The 18,778-nt window shown below is 72.2% G+C and carries 17 protein-coding genes and 1 pseudogene; 10 read left to right on the top strand and 8 right to left on the bottom strand.

The genetic code is table 11. The annotated features are described in order from the left end of the window. Positions 1-24 precede the first annotated feature (24 nt). A pseudogene (locus OG948_RS35520) lies at positions 25-708 on the bottom strand (tRNA (adenosine(37)-N6)-threonylcarbamoyltransferase complex transferase subunit TsaD); the annotation flags it as partial. Positions 709-800: 92 nt separating this feature from the next. Between OG948_RS35520 and OG948_RS35515 the strand changes: the two are divergent. The 3 genes from OG948_RS35515 (at position 801) to OG948_RS35505 (ending at position 2,693) form a co-directional block, all read left to right on the top strand. Beyond that, positions 801-1,337 carry a hypothetical protein gene (locus tag OG948_RS35515; protein WP_331773661.1) on the top strand — a complete coding sequence of 179 codons (537 nt, stop codon included), beginning with the start codon at positions 801-803 and terminating at the stop codon, positions 1,335-1,337. Between the two features lie 97 nt (positions 1,338-1,434). Next, on the top strand, positions 1,435-1,656 hold the full coding sequence (locus OG948_RS35510; protein ID WP_331769117.1) for a hypothetical protein: 222 nt from the start codon (positions 1,435-1,437) through the stop codon (positions 1,654-1,656). A 539-nt stretch (positions 1,657-2,195) separates the two neighbouring features. After that, positions 2,196-2,693 (top strand): GNAT family N-acetyltransferase, encoded by a 498-nt coding sequence (locus OG948_RS35505; RefSeq protein ID WP_331769116.1) that lies wholly within the window; start codon positions 2,196-2,198, stop codon positions 2,691-2,693. 89 nt (positions 2,694-2,782) lie between these two features. On the opposite strand, the gene OG948_RS35500 is transcribed toward OG948_RS35505, so the two are convergent. Then, a complete protein-coding gene (locus OG948_RS35500; RefSeq protein ID WP_331769115.1) occupies positions 2,783-3,391 on the bottom strand; it encodes a hypothetical protein in 609 nt (202 codons plus the stop codon). Between OG948_RS35500 and OG948_RS35495 the strand changes: the two genes are divergently transcribed. Then, a complete protein-coding gene (locus OG948_RS35495; protein WP_331769114.1) occupies positions 3,390-3,848 on the top strand; it encodes a TIM barrel protein in 459 nt (152 codons plus the stop codon). The two genes, OG948_RS35500 and OG948_RS35495, sit on opposite strands and share 2 nt — an antisense overlap. A 1,117-nt stretch (positions 3,849-4,965) precedes the next feature. After that, positions 4,966-5,517: a hypothetical protein gene (locus OG948_RS35490; protein WP_406300444.1), complete on the top strand. Its 552-nt coding sequence runs from the start codon at positions 4,966-4,968 to the stop codon at positions 5,515-5,517. 266 nt (positions 5,518-5,783) lie between these two features. Here the strand turns inward: OG948_RS35490 and OG948_RS35485 are convergent, their stop codons facing one another. The 6 genes from OG948_RS35485 to OG948_RS35460 all read right to left on the bottom strand — a co-directional run bounded on the left by OG948_RS35485 (position 5,784) and on the right by OG948_RS35460 (position 12,717). Then, positions 5,784-6,626: a MaoC/PaaZ C-terminal domain-containing protein gene (locus OG948_RS35485; RefSeq protein WP_331769113.1), complete on the bottom strand. Its 843-nt coding sequence runs from the start codon at positions 6,624-6,626 to the stop codon at positions 5,784-5,786. Further along, complete coding sequence (locus tag OG948_RS35480) at positions 6,623-7,534, bottom strand: SDR family oxidoreductase (RefSeq protein WP_331769112.1); 912 nt, start codon at positions 7,532-7,534, stop codon at positions 6,623-6,625. The genes OG948_RS35485 and OG948_RS35480 overlap by 4 nt, the downstream gene beginning before the upstream one ends. A gap of 41 nt (positions 7,535-7,575) precedes the next feature. Beyond that, positions 7,576-9,750 (bottom strand): acyl-CoA dehydrogenase, encoded by a 2,175-nt coding sequence (locus tag OG948_RS35475; RefSeq protein WP_331769111.1) that lies wholly within the window; start codon positions 9,748-9,750, stop codon positions 7,576-7,578. Between the two features lie 47 nt (positions 9,751-9,797). Further along, a complete protein-coding gene (locus tag OG948_RS35470) occupies positions 9,798-10,970 on the bottom strand; it encodes an acetyl-CoA C-acyltransferase (RefSeq protein ID WP_331769110.1) in 1,173 nt (390 codons plus the stop codon). A 53-nt stretch (positions 10,971-11,023) separates the two neighbouring features. Then, positions 11,024-11,806, bottom strand: coding sequence for an SDR family NAD(P)-dependent oxidoreductase (locus tag OG948_RS35465; protein WP_331769109.1), 783 nt, complete (start codon positions 11,804-11,806; stop codon positions 11,024-11,026). An 86-nt stretch (positions 11,807-11,892) separates the two neighbouring features. Next, a complete protein-coding gene (locus OG948_RS35460; protein ID WP_331769108.1) occupies positions 11,893-12,717 on the bottom strand; it encodes a crotonase/enoyl-CoA hydratase family protein in 825 nt (274 codons plus the stop codon). A gap of 214 nt (positions 12,718-12,931) precedes the next feature. On the opposite strand from OG948_RS35460, the gene OG948_RS35455 reads away from it, so the two are divergent. From OG948_RS35455 to OG948_RS35435, 5 genes are all read left to right on the top strand, one after another. After that, positions 12,932-14,836 (top strand): class I adenylate-forming enzyme family protein, encoded by a 1,905-nt coding sequence (locus OG948_RS35455; protein ID WP_331769107.1) that lies wholly within the window; start codon positions 12,932-12,934, stop codon positions 14,834-14,836. Continuing rightward, complete coding sequence (locus OG948_RS35450; protein ID WP_331769106.1) at positions 14,833-15,825, top strand: phosphotransferase family protein; 993 nt, start codon at positions 14,833-14,835, stop codon at positions 15,823-15,825. The genes OG948_RS35455 and OG948_RS35450 overlap by 4 nt, the downstream gene beginning before the upstream one ends. Next, positions 15,825-16,301: a DUF6285 domain-containing protein gene (locus OG948_RS35445; protein ID WP_331769105.1), complete on the top strand. Its 477-nt coding sequence runs from the start codon at positions 15,825-15,827 to the stop codon at positions 16,299-16,301. Before OG948_RS35450 ends, OG948_RS35445 begins: the two co-directional genes overlap by 1 nt. Before the next feature lies 1 nt (position 16,302). After that, entirely contained in the window at positions 16,303-17,511 is a 1,209-nt protein-coding gene (locus OG948_RS35440) for a cytochrome P450 (protein WP_331769104.1), read from the top strand. A gap of 83 nt (positions 17,512-17,594) precedes the next feature. Beyond that, a complete protein-coding gene (locus OG948_RS35435; RefSeq protein WP_331769103.1) occupies positions 17,595-18,683 on the top strand; it encodes an NAD(P)-dependent alcohol dehydrogenase in 1,089 nt (362 codons plus the stop codon). The last annotated feature ends 95 nt before the right edge of the window (positions 18,684-18,778 follow it).

Raw genomic sequence — 18,778 nt, 5'->3', positions numbered from 1 at the left:
CCCGCGCCGGGCCCACCCGGCGGAGCGGATCCCGTACCGGTCCAGGACTTCTTGCGCCGCGTACTTCGACGGCAGCCGGTCCCGGCTCCATGCCACCGGACCGCACACGGCGGAAGCGACCGGAGACAGGCCCTGCACTTTCCGGCTCCGGTCGGCGACCACTGCCTCCTGGAAGGAGGCCGCGACGGCGGCCACCGGCACCGTCTCGCCGGCCCGCTGCCGGGCCTCGACCCAGCGCGCGACCGAGGTCTTGAGGCCGGAGAAGGAGAAGTCGAAGGGCGCGTCGCGCGGTCCGGTCAGCCCGCGTGGGAAGGCGATCGCCGTGCGGTCGCCCTCGCGCGCCCGCCGGTCGATCACCGGTCCGCCCGGGAAGCCGAGCCCGAGCACCCGCGCGACCTTGTCGAACGCCTCGCCCGCCGCGTCGTCGATGGTCGACCCGAGCGGCCGCACGTCGGCGGTGATGTCGGGGACCAGGAGCAGCGAGGAGTGTCCGCCGGAGACCAGCAGGGCCATGCACGGCTCGGGCAGCCTGCCGTGCTCCAACTGGTCCACGCACACGTGCGAGGCCAGGTGGTTGACGCCGTACAGCGGCTTGTCCAGCGCGATCGCGTAGCCCTTCGCCGCCGCGACGCCGACCAGCAGCGCCCCCGCCAGGCCGGGGCCGGAGGTGACCGCGATCGCGTCGATGTCGCCCGTGGTGACGCCCGCAGTGCCTGGCGACGGCTGGCCCGGCGTTCGGCGCCACGGCCTCGGGTGGGGGCTGCGGACGCAACCGGGACGAGCCTTGGGGATGGGTGCGGATGAACGACGATGTCGACGTCGAGGCGTTGCACGAGGCCTGGACCGATTCGTTGCGGGAGGCCCGGGTCGGTGAGTCTTCGCGGGAGGCCTGGATCGGGGAGCCGTTGCCGGTGGGCTGGTCGGAGGAGTGGCGGGGGACCGAGCGGGACGTGCGTGTGGTGGTGGCGCGGATGCCGGTCGAGGTGCGGGACGGCTTCGCCTACGACCGGGTGCCGTGGGGCCGGTTCTCCCACGCCTACGGCTCAGGTGAGAACGTCCCCGAACACCCGGAGGAGATGCGTTGCGCCGACGCCGTGACGGCGGAGCGGGGGCTCGGGTCGTTGTGGAGCTCGATCTCCCACCAGGGGTCGCGGTGTTCGGTGGGGCCGCCGGCGGTGCCGTTCCTGTTGCGGATCGCCACGGATCGCTCCACGCACCACCGGGCGGACACGCTCGAGCTGGTCGCGGTCGTGGCGCGACGCAAGTGCTGGGACGACGGGTCCCGTACCGTCTGCTGCAGGTCGCCGATTCCGACGACGACTGGCACTTCGACATGAGCGGCTACTTCCAGAACTGGACCGTCGAGGCGGCGCGCGATGCGATCGCCGCCGACGCGCACATCCCGATCGCGCTCCTGGCGACCCCGACCCCGACGTGCGCGAGGCGGCCGCGTACGTGCTGGCGGCGTCCACGGGACGGGCCGGGGAGATCTCCGCCGCCCTGCACGACCGCTTCCGGACCGAGGACCACGCGCGGGTCGGCGCGAGCCTGGTCCCGGCGATCGCGCAACTGGCCCGCGAACACCGCCACGAGGACGCCGCCGCCCTCACCCGCGCCCTGTGGTCGGACCCCGTACGCCCCGCCGAGGCAGGGTGAGAGCCTGCCAGGGATGACACGCTGCGCGCCGTCCTCGACGAGTGCGTCACCGACGAACTCGGCCGATCGATGGCCTCGGTGCCCTGGATGACCCAGGTCGACCACGACGGCGACGGACTGACCCACACCCTGCGGGAGATGTTCGGCCCCTGCCGACTTTGGGTGAACCCGGGGGATGTACCGACGGCCCGCCCTTTTGACGATTCGGCGGCGGGCGCGAGCCCGAGGGCGTGTGGACCTGTCGAGCGCCGCTGTCGACGAGCGGATGTCGCCCGGCCCGGAAGCCCGCGCGGGGGAATCAGGTCTCCGGGTCTCCCTCGGCGGTGACGCGAGGGTACAAGGGCGCCTGCTAAAATCCTGTCGTCAGCCTTTCGGGCTCGGATGCGTATCCGACCGAGAGGCTTTTTTGTGCCCTGACCCGCCTTGTCCTTCGGGCCGGTGCTCCCGCCCGTGTGGGTGCCATGTTTCGTGCCGCCGCGTGCCGGCAGTTTTGGCATGCGGTGCCGACAGCCTTGTTCTTCGTCCCGCAAAGGAGTTTCATGCCCGAGGTAGCCGTGCACCGTGCGGACGATGCCGACCGTTTCGTGATGGAACGTCTCTGGCTGATGTTCCGCCATGACTTGTCCGAGTTCGACGGCCGGCTTCCCGACTCGGACGGGACGTTTCGCAGCGAACGGCTCCGGGCGTCCTTCGAGGACATCCACTGGGCGCCGTACCTACTGACGAGTGGCGAACACGCCGTCGGTCTCGCCCTCGTCCGCGGCCTGGTCGGCCCCACGCGCGTACTCAACAGCTTCTTCGTGGTGCGTGGGGCGCGGGGATCCGGGATCGGGATGCGTGCCGTTCGGGAGGTGGTCGCCAGGCACCCGGGCCCGTGGGAAGTCGCCTTCCAGGACGCCAACATGGCCGCCGTGCGCTTCTGGCGCCGTGTCGCGGCCGGGATCGCCGGCGACGCGTGGACGGAGGATCGCAGGCCGGTCCCCGGGCGGCCCGATCTGCCACCCGACGTATGGGTCTCGTTCGACGCGTGCGCATAAGGGTGTTCCTGCCCCGCCCGCCTCACCGCCCGCGTCGAGTCCGGCGCCCTCCCGCTTCGAACGCCGAGCAAGCGGCGGCCCCAACGACGTCAAGGGATGACCTTGAGGTTTCGAAGTCTGACGAAGACTTCCTCGACCTCCTCTGGCTGCACGGCGACTTCTTGGCGCCTGGTGTCCGGTGCGGTTGCATCGCCTGCGCGCCAGGTCACGGTCTCCGATTGGCTGTGCCATTGGAAAGAGCAGGGTCGCACGGCCGGGCCGCGGACGAAGAGGGTGACCGTGTCCGGGGCGACCGTTGTCGATGACAGGTCCATGTCCGAGCTCTGAAAGTAGTAGTCCCCTTCCCCGAGGGGGAAGATACCGGTGACCTTGAACTCTGTGGAGTCGATCGAACTGCCGACTGGTTCGCTCCCCAGAGGAATGTGCCGATCGAATTGCGTGAATCCATGGGGTGGTGCAAGGTCTTGGCCCGTCGTATATGTCGTGTGCTCGTAGCCGCCCGACAATATCCTGCTCGCGTAGGAGAAGCGATGCTGGTGCGGTGTATCGGCGAATCCGTGGCGCCACACGTGCAAGCGGAGGCGGAATCCGCGGTGCAGGGCATCGTACAAGACCATCTTGAACCGGAACTCGTCACTTTCGCACCTGGCGGCAAACTCCGGCATCTCGGCGACGTGATATACGAGTTCCGCCAGCATGTTCCGATCGTCGGCCAGCCGCTCGAGGATGGCTCTGGTCGCCGTGCTGTCCCTCCAATCTACGATCGGAAGGGAATTTGCCGTGCATACGGCCGACCGCGCGATCCGGGACGCCTCTCGGCGGAGGGTCCAGGAGTCGTTGGCGTGGGCTCGGCGAATCGGCGCCGCATTCCTGATTCTGCACAGCACCCATCTCCCCATGATCAACGAGGCTCGATACGACCGGCAGTGGCTTAGCGGATGGCTCGACTTCCTCGGCCGGCAGGATTTCGGGGACGTCACCGTGGTGCTGGAGAACATGTGGGACCGCACTCCCGATCTCATGGTCCGACTGGTGGAGGAGTTCGGTTCACCCAGGCTGAGACTCTGTCTCGACGTTGCCCACTGGAATGTCTACGGAGCGGTGTCCCCGGTGTCCGAGGCCCGTTCCGCGCTCGAACGGCCGGCGGCGGATTAAGGAACGGACGTACGCAACGCCGCGCTTGAGGTCCTTGGACTCTCACCGCGTTCTGTCTGAATCGTCGCTGAGCTTCCCGGTGTCCTCGCAAGTCAGCGCGGTTCTGCCGACAGTGGTCCCATTTCGGACCGACAGACGGGGCCGGTTCAAGGTTGCCGAAGACACCCTGCGCGAGGCACAGCCCGCACGGCACGCCACGAGGCGAGATGTGTGGACCGGGCGAAGGGCACCCGCCCACCCTTACACCAACGCGGCCCCCGGCGCGGGCGGTTGTCCGGAACGAGACGAACGCCGTCGTTGGACGGAGGCTCTCGCCGCGATCCTTCGCGTCGATCGACCGCGGCTGCGCGGTGGTGTGGCCGATTCAGTCGAGGACGTTGCCCGAAGGCCCCTGCTCCGGGGGTGATCGTGGCGGGTTCACGTCCGGCTGTCGTCCCCCCGGTGGCTGTACAAGTCCTCGACACGTGCTGCGCCTTCGGGTGACCAGCGGAACTCGGTGTCGCCGATGCCCTCCCGCCGTTCCACGGCTCCGATGTGACCGGGTGCACCGCCCGTCGCCGCGCCGCCTCCCGCGGTCCCACCGCCTTGGACGAGGCATCCGGCGGCGGTGCGCTGCCCGGCCGCTTGGTCTTGGTCGTCGGCGCGCCCGGCGCCGGCCTGCTCGCGGCGGGCACCGTCCTGTCCGCGACCTTCACCCCGGCCGACGACCTCGACGCGCCGAACGCGATGCTCTCGTGCACACCTGGCCGCCCACGCGCCGACATCGCGGCCCGGTTGACGGCCGCAGCCGCAGGGGTGGACCACCGCAGGTTGCGCCCGGGCACCCTCACCGAGTCCGAACGCCACGCTGCCGACGCCGCGTCTGGCCGCCGGGGGGCTGCTCCTGGACGACGGCGCCGACCTGATCCCGGACTTGCTCCGGAAGACCGGAGCCGATATCGCGGGCCTGCGCCTGGTTGCCGTCGATCCGCTCAACCACCTCCTGGCACCGCCGGCTTGCCGGTCCCGATGTCCGCCATGGTGTGGCCGCGTTGCGGCGTCTGGCAGCGGATCCGGACGTGCCTGTGGTGGCGGTGTGGGAGACCGTTGTGGGTGAACGCTTGAGGTCGCTGCGGCGTTGGCCGAGGCGGACACCGTGGTTCGTCTGACGCGTGAGGGTGAGCAGGCGTTCGCGATCGTCGCCGAACGCGATCTGGGCCCGGTCGTCAGGGCGGCTTTGCGCGCAGACCTGGCCCATGTCTGCTTCACCGACCCCCTGCCGGCCTCGACCGCCTCGACCGAGACCGGCCCGGCCGGCGTGGCCCCGGGCGGCACCGCCGAGACCATCGTCCCCGTTCCTGGCGAACGAGCCGAGGGCCGACAGGAACGGCTGAACACAGGTTTCCAGTACGAGCCGGTGGCCTCCATGCCGACGGCGGTGACCTGTTCGGCGAGCAACCAGTCCCGCATCGCCAATGGATCGCGTGTCATGGTGGTGAAGGTGCGGACCTCCTTGCGGCGTCGCTTGCCCGGGCCGGGAACGCGGACGCAGAACCTTCATGTCGACCGTGCCGATGTCGATCCCGGCGCATCGTTCGTGGACGACGTCCATGCCCCGGCACCCCCTTCGCGCTTCGTGCGGTCGAACGACGACCGTCCGGCGGGGGACCGGGCAGGCAAAAGAGTCTGATTCACGTGCTTGAGGGAACAATTCCGGGTGCCTGACGAAGAGTCCCCAGTGTGCTCCTCCGTATCGGGTTCCGGTGGCGCCAAGAATCAACGACGTCAGCCGGACGGCCGTAACCCGATTTTCTCCCCTCTGGGGTGTCGCCGTCGGGCAATCGGACTACTCGGTGCTTCGCAATGTGATCTTGCGGGGGTTGGGGTGGCGGTGTCGTGGGCACGGCTGGCCTTCTTCGGTTGCGACGGAGCGGAACGGGGTGCGGGCGGGCGGTGTCAGGCGCGTGGGGTGAAGGTGCCGCGGTCGAGGACCGTGGTGTTGCCCACCCGCGCCCGGAAGAGAATGTGATCACCGTCCTTCCATATGTCCGTGGTCAGTTCCTGGCCCGGCAGGACCGGGGCGGCGAACCGGGCGGTCATGCCACCGAACCGGTCCGGGTCTCCGTCGCAGACGGTGCGCAGCAGGGCGCGCCCGACGAATCCGTAGGTGCACATGCCGTGGAGGATGGGCCGGGGGAATCCGAGTTTGTGGGCGACCGTCGGGTCGGAGTGGAGCGGGTTGCGGTCGCCGCTCAGCCGGTAGAGCAGGGCTTGGTCTGGCCGGATGGCGTCGCTGACGGTGTGGTCGGCCGTGCGGTCGGGGCGCGTCCAGAGCGGGGCGGTCCCGCGCTCGCCGCCGAATCCGCCCTGCCCGGGGAGGAAAAGGGTGCTGCTGCTGTGCGCCAGTTCCTGCCCGTCCGCGGCGTCGACGAGTGTGGACTCGATGACCGCCAGTGCGTCTTTGCCCTTGTCGTGGAAGGCGGTGACACGCGACCGGGTCCGTGCCGCGCCGGATACCGGGAGGGCGCGGTGCAGCGTGACGGACTGCTCGGCGTGCAGGATCGTGCCGTGGTCGAAGTCTCCCAGTATGGGTCCGGTGCCGGCCGCCAGGGGGATGGCGAACGTGGGCAGGACCCGTTGCGGGTGGCCCTGGGAGTTCTCGGTGGTGAAGGGGAGTTCGACACCGGCGTCGGCACCGCCCGCGCCGACGCCGAGGGCGTAGACGATCGCGTCGTCGGCGGTCCAGGTCCGTTCGGGGGTTCCCCAGGGCTTGTCGAGGAGTTCGAGGTCGACGCTCATGCCGTGCCGCCGCGCGGAACCAGTCCGGTCATGTCCATGTTCGGCGCGGCCTTCGCCACCAGACCGGGCATGATCTCGGTGAGTTCGGCGGCATCCCAGATGCCGGCACGCTGGACATGCGGGCCCATCCTCCAGGGTTCGACGACGCCGACGAGGCCTCCGCCCGCGCAGAAGACGCGGCCTGTCACCGCGGCGCCACCGGGGCCGGCGAGCCAGGTGACGAGCGGCGAGATGTGCTCTGGCCGCAGGTCGATGCCCGGGGTGTCGGCGATCAAGTCCTCGGTCATGCGGGTGCGCGCGACCGGCGCCACGGCGTTGACGGTGACGCCGTAGGGCGCGAGTTCGATCGCCGCGATGACGGTCATCGCGGCGATTCCTGCCTTGGCCGCGCCGTAGTTCGCCTGGCCGAAGTTTCCGTACAGGCCGGACGCGGAGCTGGTGTTGACGATCCTGGCGTCGACCGGGGCGCCGGTCTCCTTGGCGACTGCGCGCCAGTGTCGGGCTGCGTGGTGCGTCGGGCCCGCGGTGCCGCGCAGGTGGACGCGGATGACGGCGTCCCAGGCCTGGGGCGTCATGGAGACGAGACTGCTGTCGCGCAGGATGCCCGCGTTGTTGACGAGGACGTCCAGGCGGCCGAAATCGGCGACGGTTCGGGTGACGAGTGCGCCCGCGCCGTCCCAGTCGGCGATGTCGTCGGTGTTGGCGACGGCGGTGCCGCCCGCCGCGGTGATCTCGTCGGCGACCTGCTGGGCGGCCCGCATGCTGCTGCCGGTGCCGTCGGTGGCGCCGCCGAGGTCGTTGACGACGACCGAGGCGCCGTGGCGGGCGAGTTCGAGGGCGTGGGCGCGGCCGATGCCGCGGCCTGCTCCGGTGACGACGGCCACCCGGCCGTCGAGGATGCCGCTCATGTGGGTGCTCCTGTTCTCGTGGGTGATGGGGGAGGGGGCGTTCAGACGAGCAGCGGGTCGCGGGGCAGACCGAGGATGCGTTCGGCGATCTGGTTGCGGGTGATCTCGGACGTGCCGCCGGCGATGGCCATCCCGCGGGCGCTGAGCACGGCCAGGACGGCTGTGGCCGCGGGTCCGTCGGTGCAGGCGGTCTCGGGTCCGCACAGCGCGGCGGCGAGCGCCGATTGGTGCAGCAGGTGTTCGGCGAGGACGAGCTTGCTGATGTTGCCCTCGGGGCCCGGGGCGGCGCCGGACACGGCACGTTCGGCGCCGCGGACGTTGAGAAGGCGGAGCACGTGTTCTTCGGCGAGGACGGCGCCGCAGCGGGCGGCGGCGCCGGGCAGCCGGTCGCCGTATCGGTTGGTGAGGTCGAGAACGTCGATCGCCACGGTTTTGCCGCCGTGGCCGCCGCCGATGCTCACGCGTTCGTTGCCCATGGTCGCGCGGGCGACGGTCCAGCCCTGGTCGATCTCGCCGATGACGTCGGCGTCGGGGACGAACACGTCGTTGAGGAAGACCTCGTTGAACTCGCTGTGGCCGGTGACCATGCGCAGCGGCCGCACCTCGACGCCGGGCGCGTGCATGTCCACGGCCATGGTGGTGACGCCGCGGTGTTTGGGGGCGTCGGGGTCGGTGCGCACGGTGGCGAGTCCGAACGCGGCGGTGTGGGCGCCGCTCGTCCAGACCTTCTGGCCGGTGACCAGCCAGCCGCCCTCGGTGCGGCGGGCCCGGGCGCGGATGCCTGCGGCGTCGGAGCCGGCGTCGGGCTCGCTGAACAGTTGGCACCAGTGGTGTTCGCCGCGCAGTGCCGGGCGGACGAGGCGGTCGATCTGATCCGGGGTGCCGTGCTGGACCATGGTGAGCAGCACCCACTGGGTGATGCCGAGGGCGGGCCGGGCGATCCCGGCATGCTCGAACTCCTCGTCGATGAGGAGCTGTTGGGCCGCGGCGGCGCCGAGGCCGAAGGGCTTGGGCCAGTGTGGGACGAGGTAGCCGCTCTCGGCGAGCGCCCGGTGGCGGGTTTCCTCGGGCGCGGCGGCGATGGCCGCGAGGTCGGAGCGGATGCCGGCGCGGGCTTCTTCGGCCTCGGGCGGCAGGTCGAGGGAGTGGGCCCGGGTGACACCTGCGGTGCGCAGCCGGTGGATGTCGACGAGGGCGGCATCGGATGCGGTGACGGCGGCCAGGGTCAGAGCGCGGCGTTGGTAGAGGTGGGCGTCGTGTTCCCAGGTGAAGCCGATGCCGCCGTGGACTTGGATGTTGAGGCTCGCGTTGCCGGTGAAGGCGGGGATCGCGGTGGCGGCGGCGACCGCGGCGGCGAGCGCGAAGGCTTGTGGGGTGTCGTCGGCGGCGCGTGCGGCGTCCCACACGGCAGCGGCGGCGAGTTCGGCGGCGACGAGCATGTTCGCGCAGTGGTGCTTCACCGCCTGGAACGTGCCGATCGGGCGGCCGAACTGTACGCGTTCCTTGGCGTAGGTCGTGGCGGCGTCGGCGCATTCGCGGGCGCCGCCGGCGGCTTCCGCGGTGACGAGGACGCGCCACAGGTCGGTGGCGCGGGCTTTGGCGCCGGGCAGGATCTCGTCGGGTGCGAGGCGGACGTCGCGAAGGACCGCCTCGGCGTTCGGCCACGTCGGGTCGAGGCTGGGGCGTGTGGTGACGGCCACGCCGTGGCGGTCGGTGTCGACGACGATCAGGTCCTCTCCTGCGGCCAGGACGAGGATCTGCGCGGTGGCGCCGTGCGGGACGACGGCGAGGACGCCGTCCGCGCGGGCCAAGCCGTCGGCGGCGCGGGTGAGGGTGATTCCGTCGCCGAGGGCGAGTGCGGCCGTGGTGGTGCCGGCCGCAAGGCCGGGCAGGACGCGGGCGGCGAGGGTGTCGGACCCGGCGTCGGCGATGGTGGCGGAGGCTGCGGCGGTGGGCAGCAGTGGGACGGGAGCGAGGTGGCGTGCGCACTGCTCGAGGACGACGGTGAGCTCGGGCAGGCCGAAGCCCGAGCCGCCGTGCGCCTCCGGCAGGTGGAGTCCGGGCCAGCCCAGGGCGCATATCGCGGCCCACAGGTCGGCGTGTTCGGCGCCTGTGTTCAGGGTGGCGCGGGCGGCGGTGCGGGCCTTGCGGCGGGTCAGGAAGTCGTGCGCGGTGGCGGCAAGTTGCTGGTGTTCGGGGGTGACGGCGATGGCCATGCGGGTCCTCCGGTGGTGGGTGGGGCGGCGCGGGGCTGCGGGCGGGGTCAGAGGAGTTCGAGCACCGTTGCGTTGGCCATGCCGCCGCCTTCGCACATGGTTTGCAGCCCGTACCGGATGCCGTTGTCGCGCATGTGATGAACGAGCGTGGTCATCAGGCGTGCGCCGGATGCTCCGAGCGGGTGGCCGAGCGCCATGGCGCCGCCGTTGGGGTTGAGCCTTGCCGGGTCGGCGCCCGTCTCGCGGAGCCAGGCGAGGGTGACCGACGCGAAGGCCTCGTTGACCTCGTAGGCTCCGATGTCGGCGAGGGAGAGTCCGGCGCGGGACAGGGCCTTGGCGGTGGCGGGGATCGGGCCTTTGAGCATGGTGACGGGGTCGGTGCCGACGACGGTGCCGGTGTGGAAGCGGGCGATCGGTGTCCAGCCGCGGGCCGCGGCGATTTCGCTGGTGGTGACGAGCAGGGCGGCGGCGCCGTCGGTGATCTGCGAGGAGTTGCCCGCCGAGATGCGGCCGTCGGCCTTGAACGGGGTGGGCAGGCCGGCGAGCTGTTCGGGGGTGCTGCCGCGCCGGATGCCCTCGTCGGCGTCGACCACGCGGTGCGTGCCGTCCGGTCCGGGGGCGATGACGGGGGCGATCTGGCCGTGGAAGAGCTTCGCGTCGACGGCGGCTGCGGCGCGTGCGTGCGACTCCAGGGCGTGGGCGTCGAGTTCCGTGCGGCTGAGGCCGTATTCGTCGGCGATCATCTCGGCGCCGGCGCCCTGGTTGAAGGCCGTGCCCGGGTAGCGGGCTTGGATGCGGGGGCTGAACGGCGTGCCGAGGGCGCCGCCGGCGAACGACGAGCCCATCGGCACCCGGGACATCGACTCGACGCCGCCTGCCACGGCGATGTCGTACTGCCCGGCGATGACGCCCGCGGCGGCCTGGTGCACGGCCTGCTGGGAGGATCCGCACTGGCGGTCGACGGCCAGGCCGGGGACGTGCTCGGGCCAGCCGGCCGCGAGGACGGCGTAGCGGCCGATACCGCCCGCCTGTTCGCCGATCTGGGAGACGCAGCCCCAGACGACGTCGTCGACCTCGGCGGGGTCGAGCCCGACGCGGTCGGCGAGGGCGGTGAGGATCTGCGCGGACAGGTCCACGGCGGACAGGCCGGACAGGGCACCACCCGCCTTGCCCTTGCCGAGGGGGGTCCGCACGGCGTCGACGATGACGGCGTCACGCATGGTCGCTCCTTTTGTTCGTTCGATGGTTCGGGTCGCCAGGGTGAGCGGGCGGGCTACTTCGGGCTCATACGGATGGCGCCGTCGAGTCGGATGACCTCGCCGTTGAGGTAGTCGTTGCCGACGACTGCGGCGACGAGGTCGCCGAATTCCTCGGGGAGACCCAGGCGTGCGGGGTGCGGAACCTGGGCGCCGAGGGCGTCGCGGACCTGCTGCGGCGCGCTGCCCAGGAGCGGCGTGTCCATGAGCCCGGGCGCGATGGTCACCACGCGGATGCCCGCGGCGGCGAGATCGCGGGCGGCCGGGAGGGTGAGGGCGGTGATCGCGCCCTTGGACGCCGCGTAGGCGACCTGGCCGATCTGCCCTTCGTACGCCGCGACCGAGGCGGTGTTGACGATCACGCCGCGGCTGCCGCCGTCGGCGGGCTCGGTGCGGGTCATCGCGGCGGCGGCGAGCCGGAGGACGTTGAAGGTGCCGAACAAGTTGATCGCGACGAGGAATTCGAAGGCTTCCTGCGGGTGGGGAGTGCCGTCCTTGGCGACGGTGCGGATGGCGCTTCCGGTACCGGCGCAGTTGACGGCGACGCGCAGCGTGCCGAGTTCGGAGGCTGCCTCGACGGAAGCGGCGGCGTCCTCCTGGCTGCGGACGTCGCCGGGCACGAACCGCACGGGGTGCCCGGATTCGCGGGCCAGCGCCTCGGCGACGTGGGCGCCGGCCGAGGTGGGCAGGTCCAGCAGGACGGCGCCGGTCGCTCCCCGGGCGAGCAGGCGTGCGGCGGTGGCCCGGCCGAGGCCCGAGGCCCCGCCGGTGACGAGGACGGACGCGTTGTCGAGGTGCATCGGTGGCGCTCCTTGGCTGATCGTGGCGGGCCGACGGATCGGCGCCGGGGGTGTGGGGCGGTTGGGGAGGGGCGGGACGCCGGAGGTCAGCGGCCCTGCCAGCGCGGGGCGCGTTTCTCGGCGAAGGCGGCCGCGCCTTCGCGGGCGTCGTGGGAGGCGAACACCGGTGTGGTGATCGCCTCTTGCCGGGACCACATCTCGTCGGCGGGCCAGGAGCCGGAGTCGGTGACGATGCGCTTGGTGGCGCGCACGGCCAAAGGCCCGTTCGCCGCGATGACGGACGCGAGCGCGCGGGCGGCGTGCAACGCGCCGCCGGCCGGGGCGAGTTCGTTCACCAGGCCGAACGCGTGCGCCCGCGTCGCGGTCAGCGGCGCTCCGGTGAGCGCCAGTTGCATGGCCACGTGGTACGGAAGCCTGCGCGGCAGCCGCAGCAATCCTCCTCCGCCCGCGACCAGCCCGCGCTTGACCTCCGGCAGCGCGAACACCGCGTCCTCCGCCGCGACGATGGCGTCGCACGCCAGCGCGATCTCGAATCCGCCCGCCAGCACATGGCCCTCGACCGCCGCGATGAGCGGCTTGGCGGGCGGCGCCTCGGTCAGACCGGCCAGCCCGCGGCCCGGCAGCACCGGCAGCTCGCCCCGCAGGAACGCCTTCAGATCCATGCCGGCGCAGAACGTGCCGCCGGTGCCGGTGAGCACGCCCACCACGAGGTCGTCGCGGTGGTCGAGTTCGTCCAGCGCGGCGGCGATGCCCGTGGCGACCGCCAGGTTGACGGCGTTGCGCGCCTCGGGCCGGTCGATCGCGATGACCGCGATGCCGTCGGCGCAGGCGACGGAAACGGCCGGGCGCTCGGCCGAGCCCGTGGGCGTCGGTTCGGGCGGGGCCGGGGTGGATGAGGCGGTGGGATGCATGTGGTTCCTCCTGATGGGCCGGGGTGGTCCGGCGGGGCGGGGCATTTCCGGTGCCCGCAGGGACGCGGTGCGGTCCAGGCGGTGCTGGGCGAGGCGCTCGAACCGGCCGGCCGGCAGCGCCCAGGCTTGTACCTGAGCCTGACGTCAGGTTATAACAGCCTACAGGGCGGCGGCGTCAAGCCCCCGCCGATGCCCACGGCCCAGGGAGCCCTCGATGGCACACACACAGCCCGACCCACCGACATCGGAGAACCGGTCCCTCGACACCCTCGCGGCGACGCGAGCGCGTGCGGGCGTACCGAGCGCCGCCGAGCGGCTCGCGACCGAGCTCACCGCACCGGAGCAGCCGTTCGAGGTGGTCGAGGCGACCGTCCACGGCCGAAGCACACGGGTCTGGCGCAACGCGCCCGCAACGCTGGCCGACCTCCTGGTCTCCGGGAACGCCTGGGGCGAGCGCGACTTCCTCGTGCACGGCACCGAGCGCTGGACCTACGCGCGCCACGGCAGGGCAGCCGCGAGCCTGGCCCGGTGGCTCGCCGGCGACGGCGCGGTGCGGCCCGGCGACCGGATCGCCATCGCGGCGAGCAACCGGGTGCCCTGGAGCATCGCGTTCTGGGGCGCGGCCTGCGCGGGCGCGGTCGTCGTGCCGCTGAACGCCTGGGGCACCGGCGAAGAGCTGGGGTACGCCCTCGACGACAGCGGCGCCACCTGGCTCTTCGCCGACCGCGCCCGGCTGGCCCGGCTGACCGGACAGCTTGCGGGCATCCACCTGGTCACCCTCGACACCGGATCCGACGCCCCCGAGGCCGCGGCCACCGGCGCCGCAAGCGTGCGGGCGCTGGTCGACCTCGCCGACCCCGAGGCGGAGTTCGCGCTGCCTGAGGTTGCCGTCGACACCGACGACGACGCCACGATCCTCTACACCTCGGGCACGACCGGGCGCCCCAAGGGCGCGGTGGGCACGCACCGCAACATGACCACCAACGTGATGAACCTGCTCTACTGGGGCGCCTTCGAATTCGCGCTGGCGGCCATGGAGCAGGAGGCGGCCCCGCCGGACCCCGTCGACCCCGCGGACCCGGCCCACTCGACCGACCCGCTCCCGGACCAGCCCAGCACGCTGGTCACCGTCCCGCTGTTCCACGCGACCGGGTGCCACGCCACCCTTGTGGCCGGCATGGCGCAGGGCGGCAAGCTCGTCCTGATGGACAAGTTCGACGCCGACATCGCGGTCGACCTCGTCGAACGCGAGCGCCTGACCCGGCTCGTCGGCGTCCCCACGACCATCCAGGCGATCCTGGAGGCCGGGGCCGGGCGCGACCTGACCAGCGTCACCTACGTCGGCTACGGCGGCGCGCCCGCGGCCACCTCGCTCCCGGCACGCATCCGCGCCCAGATGCCCCACGCGGTATGCGGGGTCGGGTACGGCCTCACCGAGAGCTCCGCGAACGCCACCACCAACATGGGCGCCCGCTACGCGGCCCACCCCGACAGCGTCGGCACGCCGTGCCCGATCGTCGACATCGTCGCGGTCGACGACCGCGGCGCCCCGCTGCCCACCGGGCAGGTGGGCGAACTCGTCGTCCGCGGCCCGAACGTGGTCCGCGGCTACTGGAAGCGCCCCGAGGACACCGCCGCGACGTTCACCGACGGCGGGCTCCGCACCGGCGACCTCGGCTGGGTCGACGCGGACGGCCGGGTCTACATCAGCGACCGCAGCAAGGACGTGGTCATCCGGGGCGGCGAGAACGTCTACTGCGCCGAGGTCGAAGACGTCGTCGGCGAGCACCCCCAGGTGGCCGAGGCCGCCGTCGTCGGAGCGCCGCACCCGCTGCTCGGCGAAGAGGTCGCCGTGTTCGTCGTGCCGCGGCACGCGGTGGACCGCGAGCCCGGCGGCACCGGTTCGGTGGACGCCGACGACCTGCGGCGACACGTCCGCGAACGACTGGCCGGATTCAAGGTCCCCACGATCGTGGAGGTCAGCACCGAACCGCTGCCGCGCACGCCCACCGGGAAGCTGCGAAAAGACGTGCTGCGCCGCCTGCTCGCGGACCGCCTCGCCGCCGCCGCGGAATCGGGCACCGTGCCGCCCGCGGCCGGAGCGGAGACCGGCCGATGAGCACCGCATCCGCCCCACGCGCCCTCGCCGCCTCCGTCGCCGCACGCCTGAGCGAAGCGCGGAACACGCCGGTGACCGTGTCGAATCCGCGCCGGCTCTCCGGCGGCGCGTCGATGGAGACATGGGCCGCCGAGATCGACGGTGACTTCCCGGCGGCGCGGATCATCATCCGCCGCGACCGGCCGGGCACGCCGCTGAGCAGCCGCCACGACGAAGCGGCACTGCTGCGCGTCGTGCACGCGGCAGCGGTGCCGGTGCCGCAGGTGCTCGCACAGAGCGCTCCCGACGAAGCTCCCGCCTACCTGGTCATGGAATTCCTCAAGGGCGAGACGATCCCCCGGAAGCTGCTGCGCAATCCCGAGTTCGGCCGGGCCCGCGAGGTGCTGGTCGAGCAGGTCGGCCGGACGCTCGCCGCGATCCACACGGTGTTCGCCGAGCGCGTCCCCTTCCTCGGGCCCGCGCGCGACGCCGCCGAAGCCGTCGCCCAGATGGACACCTGGCTCACTCGGCTGGACGTCGGCTCGCCCATCCTGGAACTGGCCGCGCGGTGGCTGGCCGCCAACGCCCCGCCCGCCGGGCCGGCCTCTCTCGTACACGGCGACGTCCGCACCGGAAATCTCCTCGTCGCACCGGACGGCCTGGTCGCGGTGCTCGACTGGGAGTTGGCACACGTCGGCGCGCCGGCCGAGGACCTGGGGTGGTTCTGCACCCGGGCGTGGCAGTTCGGCGCGGACGCGAAGCCCGCGGGCGGCTTCGGCACTCGCGAGGAGCTGCTGGCCGCCTACACCGCGGCCGGAGGCAGCCCGATCACCCGTCCGGAGCTGCACTTCTGGGAGGTGTTCGGCACGTTCAAGTGGGCGCTGACCTGCGTGACACAGAGCCGCCTGCACCTGTCGGGACAGGTCCGCAGCGTCGAACTGGCGGCCATCGGACGCCGCCTTGCCGAGGCGGAGTACGACCTCGTCGTCCTCCTCCAGGAAGGCCCGTGATGCAGTACACCCCCACCGCCGCCCAGCTCGTCGACGCCGTCGCCGAGTGGCTCGAAGCCGTCGGAGGCACCTCGCCGGCCGGAACCGACCGCTACCACGCGCGGGTCGCCGTGCGCGTGCTGCGGATGGTCGAACGCGAACTGGTCGTCGGGACCGGGCACCACGCACCCGACCGGGAGGCCGTACTCGCGCTGATCGTCCGCGCGGCGCGACCCGACGCGGACGACGCCGGCAGGCCCACCGGCGCCACCGTCGACGAGGTCGATGCCTCAGCCGACGACGCACAGGCGATGCGCGAGGCCGCCGCGGCAATCCGCGACGGCGTGCTCGCACCGGACGCGCCCGGCCTCGTTCCGGCGCTGCGTGCCCACGCCGTTCGCCGGCTGGAGGTCGTCAACCCCGACTACCTGCTGCCGAAGGACCGGCCGTCGAAGGAGCCCGTCCTTCCTGCGCCCGCATCCCACCGAAAGGCCTGACGTGCCCGCCACCGACATCACGGACCTGACCCGGCTCGACCTCTACAGCGACGAGTTCAGGGAGGACCCCTACCCCTTCTACTCCCGCCTGCGGGCCGAGGCCCCGCTCGTACGCCTCGCGCGGCCGGACGTCTGGTTCATGACCCGCCACGAGGACGTCAGCGAAGCGCTGCGCAACCCCGGGCTGTACTCCTCCGCGCAGGGCGTCGCCTTCGGCCCGGGCGGCGGGAACGGGTCGCTGGTCGCGATGGACGACCCCGACCATCGGCGCCTGCGCGGCGTGCTCAGCCGCCAGTTCACCCCGCGCAATGTGCGGACGCTCCGAGACCGGGTCGACGGCGTCGTCGACGGCCTGGTCTCCCGGATAGCGGCCGAGTCGTCGGACGCCTTCGACTTCGTCCCGGCGTTCGCCGACCCGCTGCCCACCCGGGTCATCGCGCACTACCTGGGCATCGACCACGACGGCTGGCGCGACTACCGTCGGTGGAGCCACGCGCTGACCGCATGGCCGTGGGCGCGCCGCGAAGACCCCGTGCTCGCTGCAGAGATCGGCACGGCAGTGACGGAAGCCGTGACCTGCTTCCGGACAGCCGTCGCCGACCGCCGCGTTCGACCGGGAACCGACCTCATCGGCCGCATGGTGTCCGCCGCAGACTCCGAGGAGGTTCTCACCGACGACGAGATCGTCAACTTCTGCAGCCTGCTCATGATCGCCGGGAACACCACCACCGCCTCGGTGCTGGGCCACGCCGTGCACCTCCTGCTTGCACACCCGGAGCAGCGCCGCGCCCTGCGCAACCGTCCCGAGGGCATTCCGCAGGCGGTCGAGGAGATCATCCGCTTCGAGCCGCCGATCCAATGCTTCGCGCGCACGCTCACCGCCGACCACCGGTTGCACGGGCAGGATATGCGGGCGGGTGACCGGGTGATGCTGGCGTTCGGCGCCGCGAACCGCGACGAGGACGTCTTCCCGGACCCCGACCGGTTCGACATCACTCGCAACCCGGCCGGGCATCTCGCGTTCGGCTCGGGGCCGCACTTCTGCCTCGGTGCCTGGCTGGCCCGGATGGAACTGGAGTCCGCCCTCACGGCGTTGCTGCCGCTGATGGACGACTGGGCCCCCGATCCGCACCGCCCCCTGGTACGCCGCTCCGAACTCCCGTCCTTCCGCGACATCACCTCGCTGCCGCTGCTTCGGGCCAACGCCTGATCCCCGACCCCATCGTCCACAACCGCCCGTCGCGCCGTTGCATCCTGCACCGCGCATCGCGAGAAGAAGCAAGGAACACACTCGTGAGAATCACCGCCGCCGTGCTGCGCGCACCCGACGCGCCCTACCGCATCGAGGAGTTGGAGCTCGCAGACCCCGGCCCCGGCCACGTCCGCGTGCGGATCGCCGGTGCGGGGCTGTGCCACACCGACCTGCTGGCCCGCGTCCCCGGGCACACGCCCCATCCCATCGTCACCGGCCACGAGGGCTCCGGCGTCGTCGACGCCCTCGGCCCCGGGGTCGCGGGCCTCGCCGTCGGCGAACCGGTCGTGCTGTCGTATGACGCGTGCCGGGCATGCCGGAACTGCCTATCCGCCCAACCCGCGTACTGCGCGGAGTTCACCGCGCGGAACCTGACCGGGACGAGTGCGGACGGGGATGCGCTGCTGCGTGACGCCGAAGGCGACCCGGTGGCATCCCGCTGGTTCGGCCAGTCGTCGCTGGCCAGCCACGCGATCACCGCCGCGGCAAACGTTGTCAAGGTGGACCGGGACCTGCCTCTGGAACTGCTGGGCCCGCTCGGCTGCGGCGTGCAGACCGGGGCGGGCGCGGTGTGGAATTCCCTTGCGGTGCGACCGGGTTCGTCGATCGCGGTGTTCGGGTCCGGGAGCGTCGGGCTGAGCGCCGTCATGGCCGCCCGGGTGGCCGGGGCGGGCGTGGTGGCCGCCGTGGACGTCAATCCGGCCCGCCGGGAACTGGCCCACGAGCTCGGCGCGACGCACGTCTTCGACGGCGCCGACCCGGAACTGCCCGCCGCACTGGCCGAGGCGAGCGGGGGAGGGATGCAGTACGCACTCGACACCACGGGGCTGCCCGCGGCGATCACCACGGCCGTGTACGCGCTGCGCCCGACCGGCGTGTGCGGACTCGTCGGCATCCCGCACGGCGACCTGGCCCTGCCACCCGACGCCCTCGCTCCCGGTCGGGCCCTGGTCGGGATCATCGAGGGGGGCGCCGTTCCGCAGACGTTCGTGCCCGACCTGATCGGGCTGTGGCGGCAGGGGCGGTTCCCGTTCGACCGGTTGGTCACCACGTTTTCACTCGACCGGATCGGCGACGCGGAGCGCGCGTGGCTCGAGGGCACCGTCGTGAAGCCGGTCCTGCTGCCCTGAATCTCGCACCGACCCCCGCCCCCGACCACCCTGCCCCGACTGTCACGCTCCGGCGTGCTCCTGCGCGATCCGGCCCGGCCTTCCGGCGCCGACCG

Origin of the sequence: Embleya sp. NBC_00888 (genome assembly GCF_045207655.1) — a bacterium.
Classification (GTDB): Bacteria; Actinomycetota; Actinomycetes; order Streptomycetales; family Streptomycetaceae; genus Embleya.
Note: the sequence above shows the minus strand (reverse complement) of the source record. Positions and strands in the feature narration are given on the sequence as shown.

Excerpts from the sequence above, each read along its gene's own strand:
- OG948_RS35505 (WP_331769116.1), top strand. The coding sequence starts at position 2,196 with ATGCCCGAGGTAGCCGTGCACCGTGCGGACGATGCCGACCGTTTCGTG.
- OG948_RS35460 (WP_331769108.1), bottom strand. The coding sequence starts at position 12,717 with ATGCATCCCACCGCCTCATCCACCCCGGCCCCGCCCGAACCGACGCCC.
- OG948_RS35515 (WP_331773661.1), top strand. The coding sequence starts at position 801 with ATGAACGACGATGTCGACGTCGAGGCGTTGCACGAGGCCTGGACCGAT.
- OG948_RS35485 (WP_331769113.1), bottom strand. The coding sequence starts at position 6,626 with ATGAGCGTCGACCTCGAACTCCTCGACAAGCCCTGGGGAACCCCCGAA.
- OG948_RS35475 (WP_331769111.1), bottom strand. The coding sequence starts at position 9,750 with ATGGCCATCGCCGTCACCCCCGAACACCAGCAACTTGCCGCCACCGCG.
- OG948_RS35495 (WP_331769114.1), top strand. The coding sequence starts at position 3,390 with ATGTTCCGATCGTCGGCCAGCCGCTCGAGGATGGCTCTGGTCGCCGTG.
- OG948_RS35470 (WP_331769110.1), bottom strand. The coding sequence starts at position 10,970 with ATGCGTGACGCCGTCATCGTCGACGCCGTGCGGACCCCCCTCGGCAAG.
- OG948_RS35465 (WP_331769109.1), bottom strand. The coding sequence starts at position 11,806 with ATGCACCTCGACAACGCGTCCGTCCTCGTCACCGGCGGGGCCTCGGGC.
- OG948_RS35455 (WP_331769107.1), top strand. The coding sequence starts at position 12,932 with ATGGCACACACACAGCCCGACCCACCGACATCGGAGAACCGGTCCCTC.
- OG948_RS35450 (WP_331769106.1), top strand. The coding sequence starts at position 14,833 with ATGAGCACCGCATCCGCCCCACGCGCCCTCGCCGCCTCCGTCGCCGCA.
- OG948_RS35445 (WP_331769105.1), top strand. The coding sequence starts at position 15,825 with ATGCAGTACACCCCCACCGCCGCCCAGCTCGTCGACGCCGTCGCCGAG.
- OG948_RS35480 (WP_331769112.1), bottom strand. The coding sequence starts at position 7,534 with ATGAGCGGCATCCTCGACGGCCGGGTGGCCGTCGTCACCGGAGCAGGC.
- OG948_RS35500 (WP_331769115.1), bottom strand. The coding sequence starts at position 3,391 with ATGCTGGCGGAACTCGTATATCACGTCGCCGAGATGCCGGAGTTTGCC.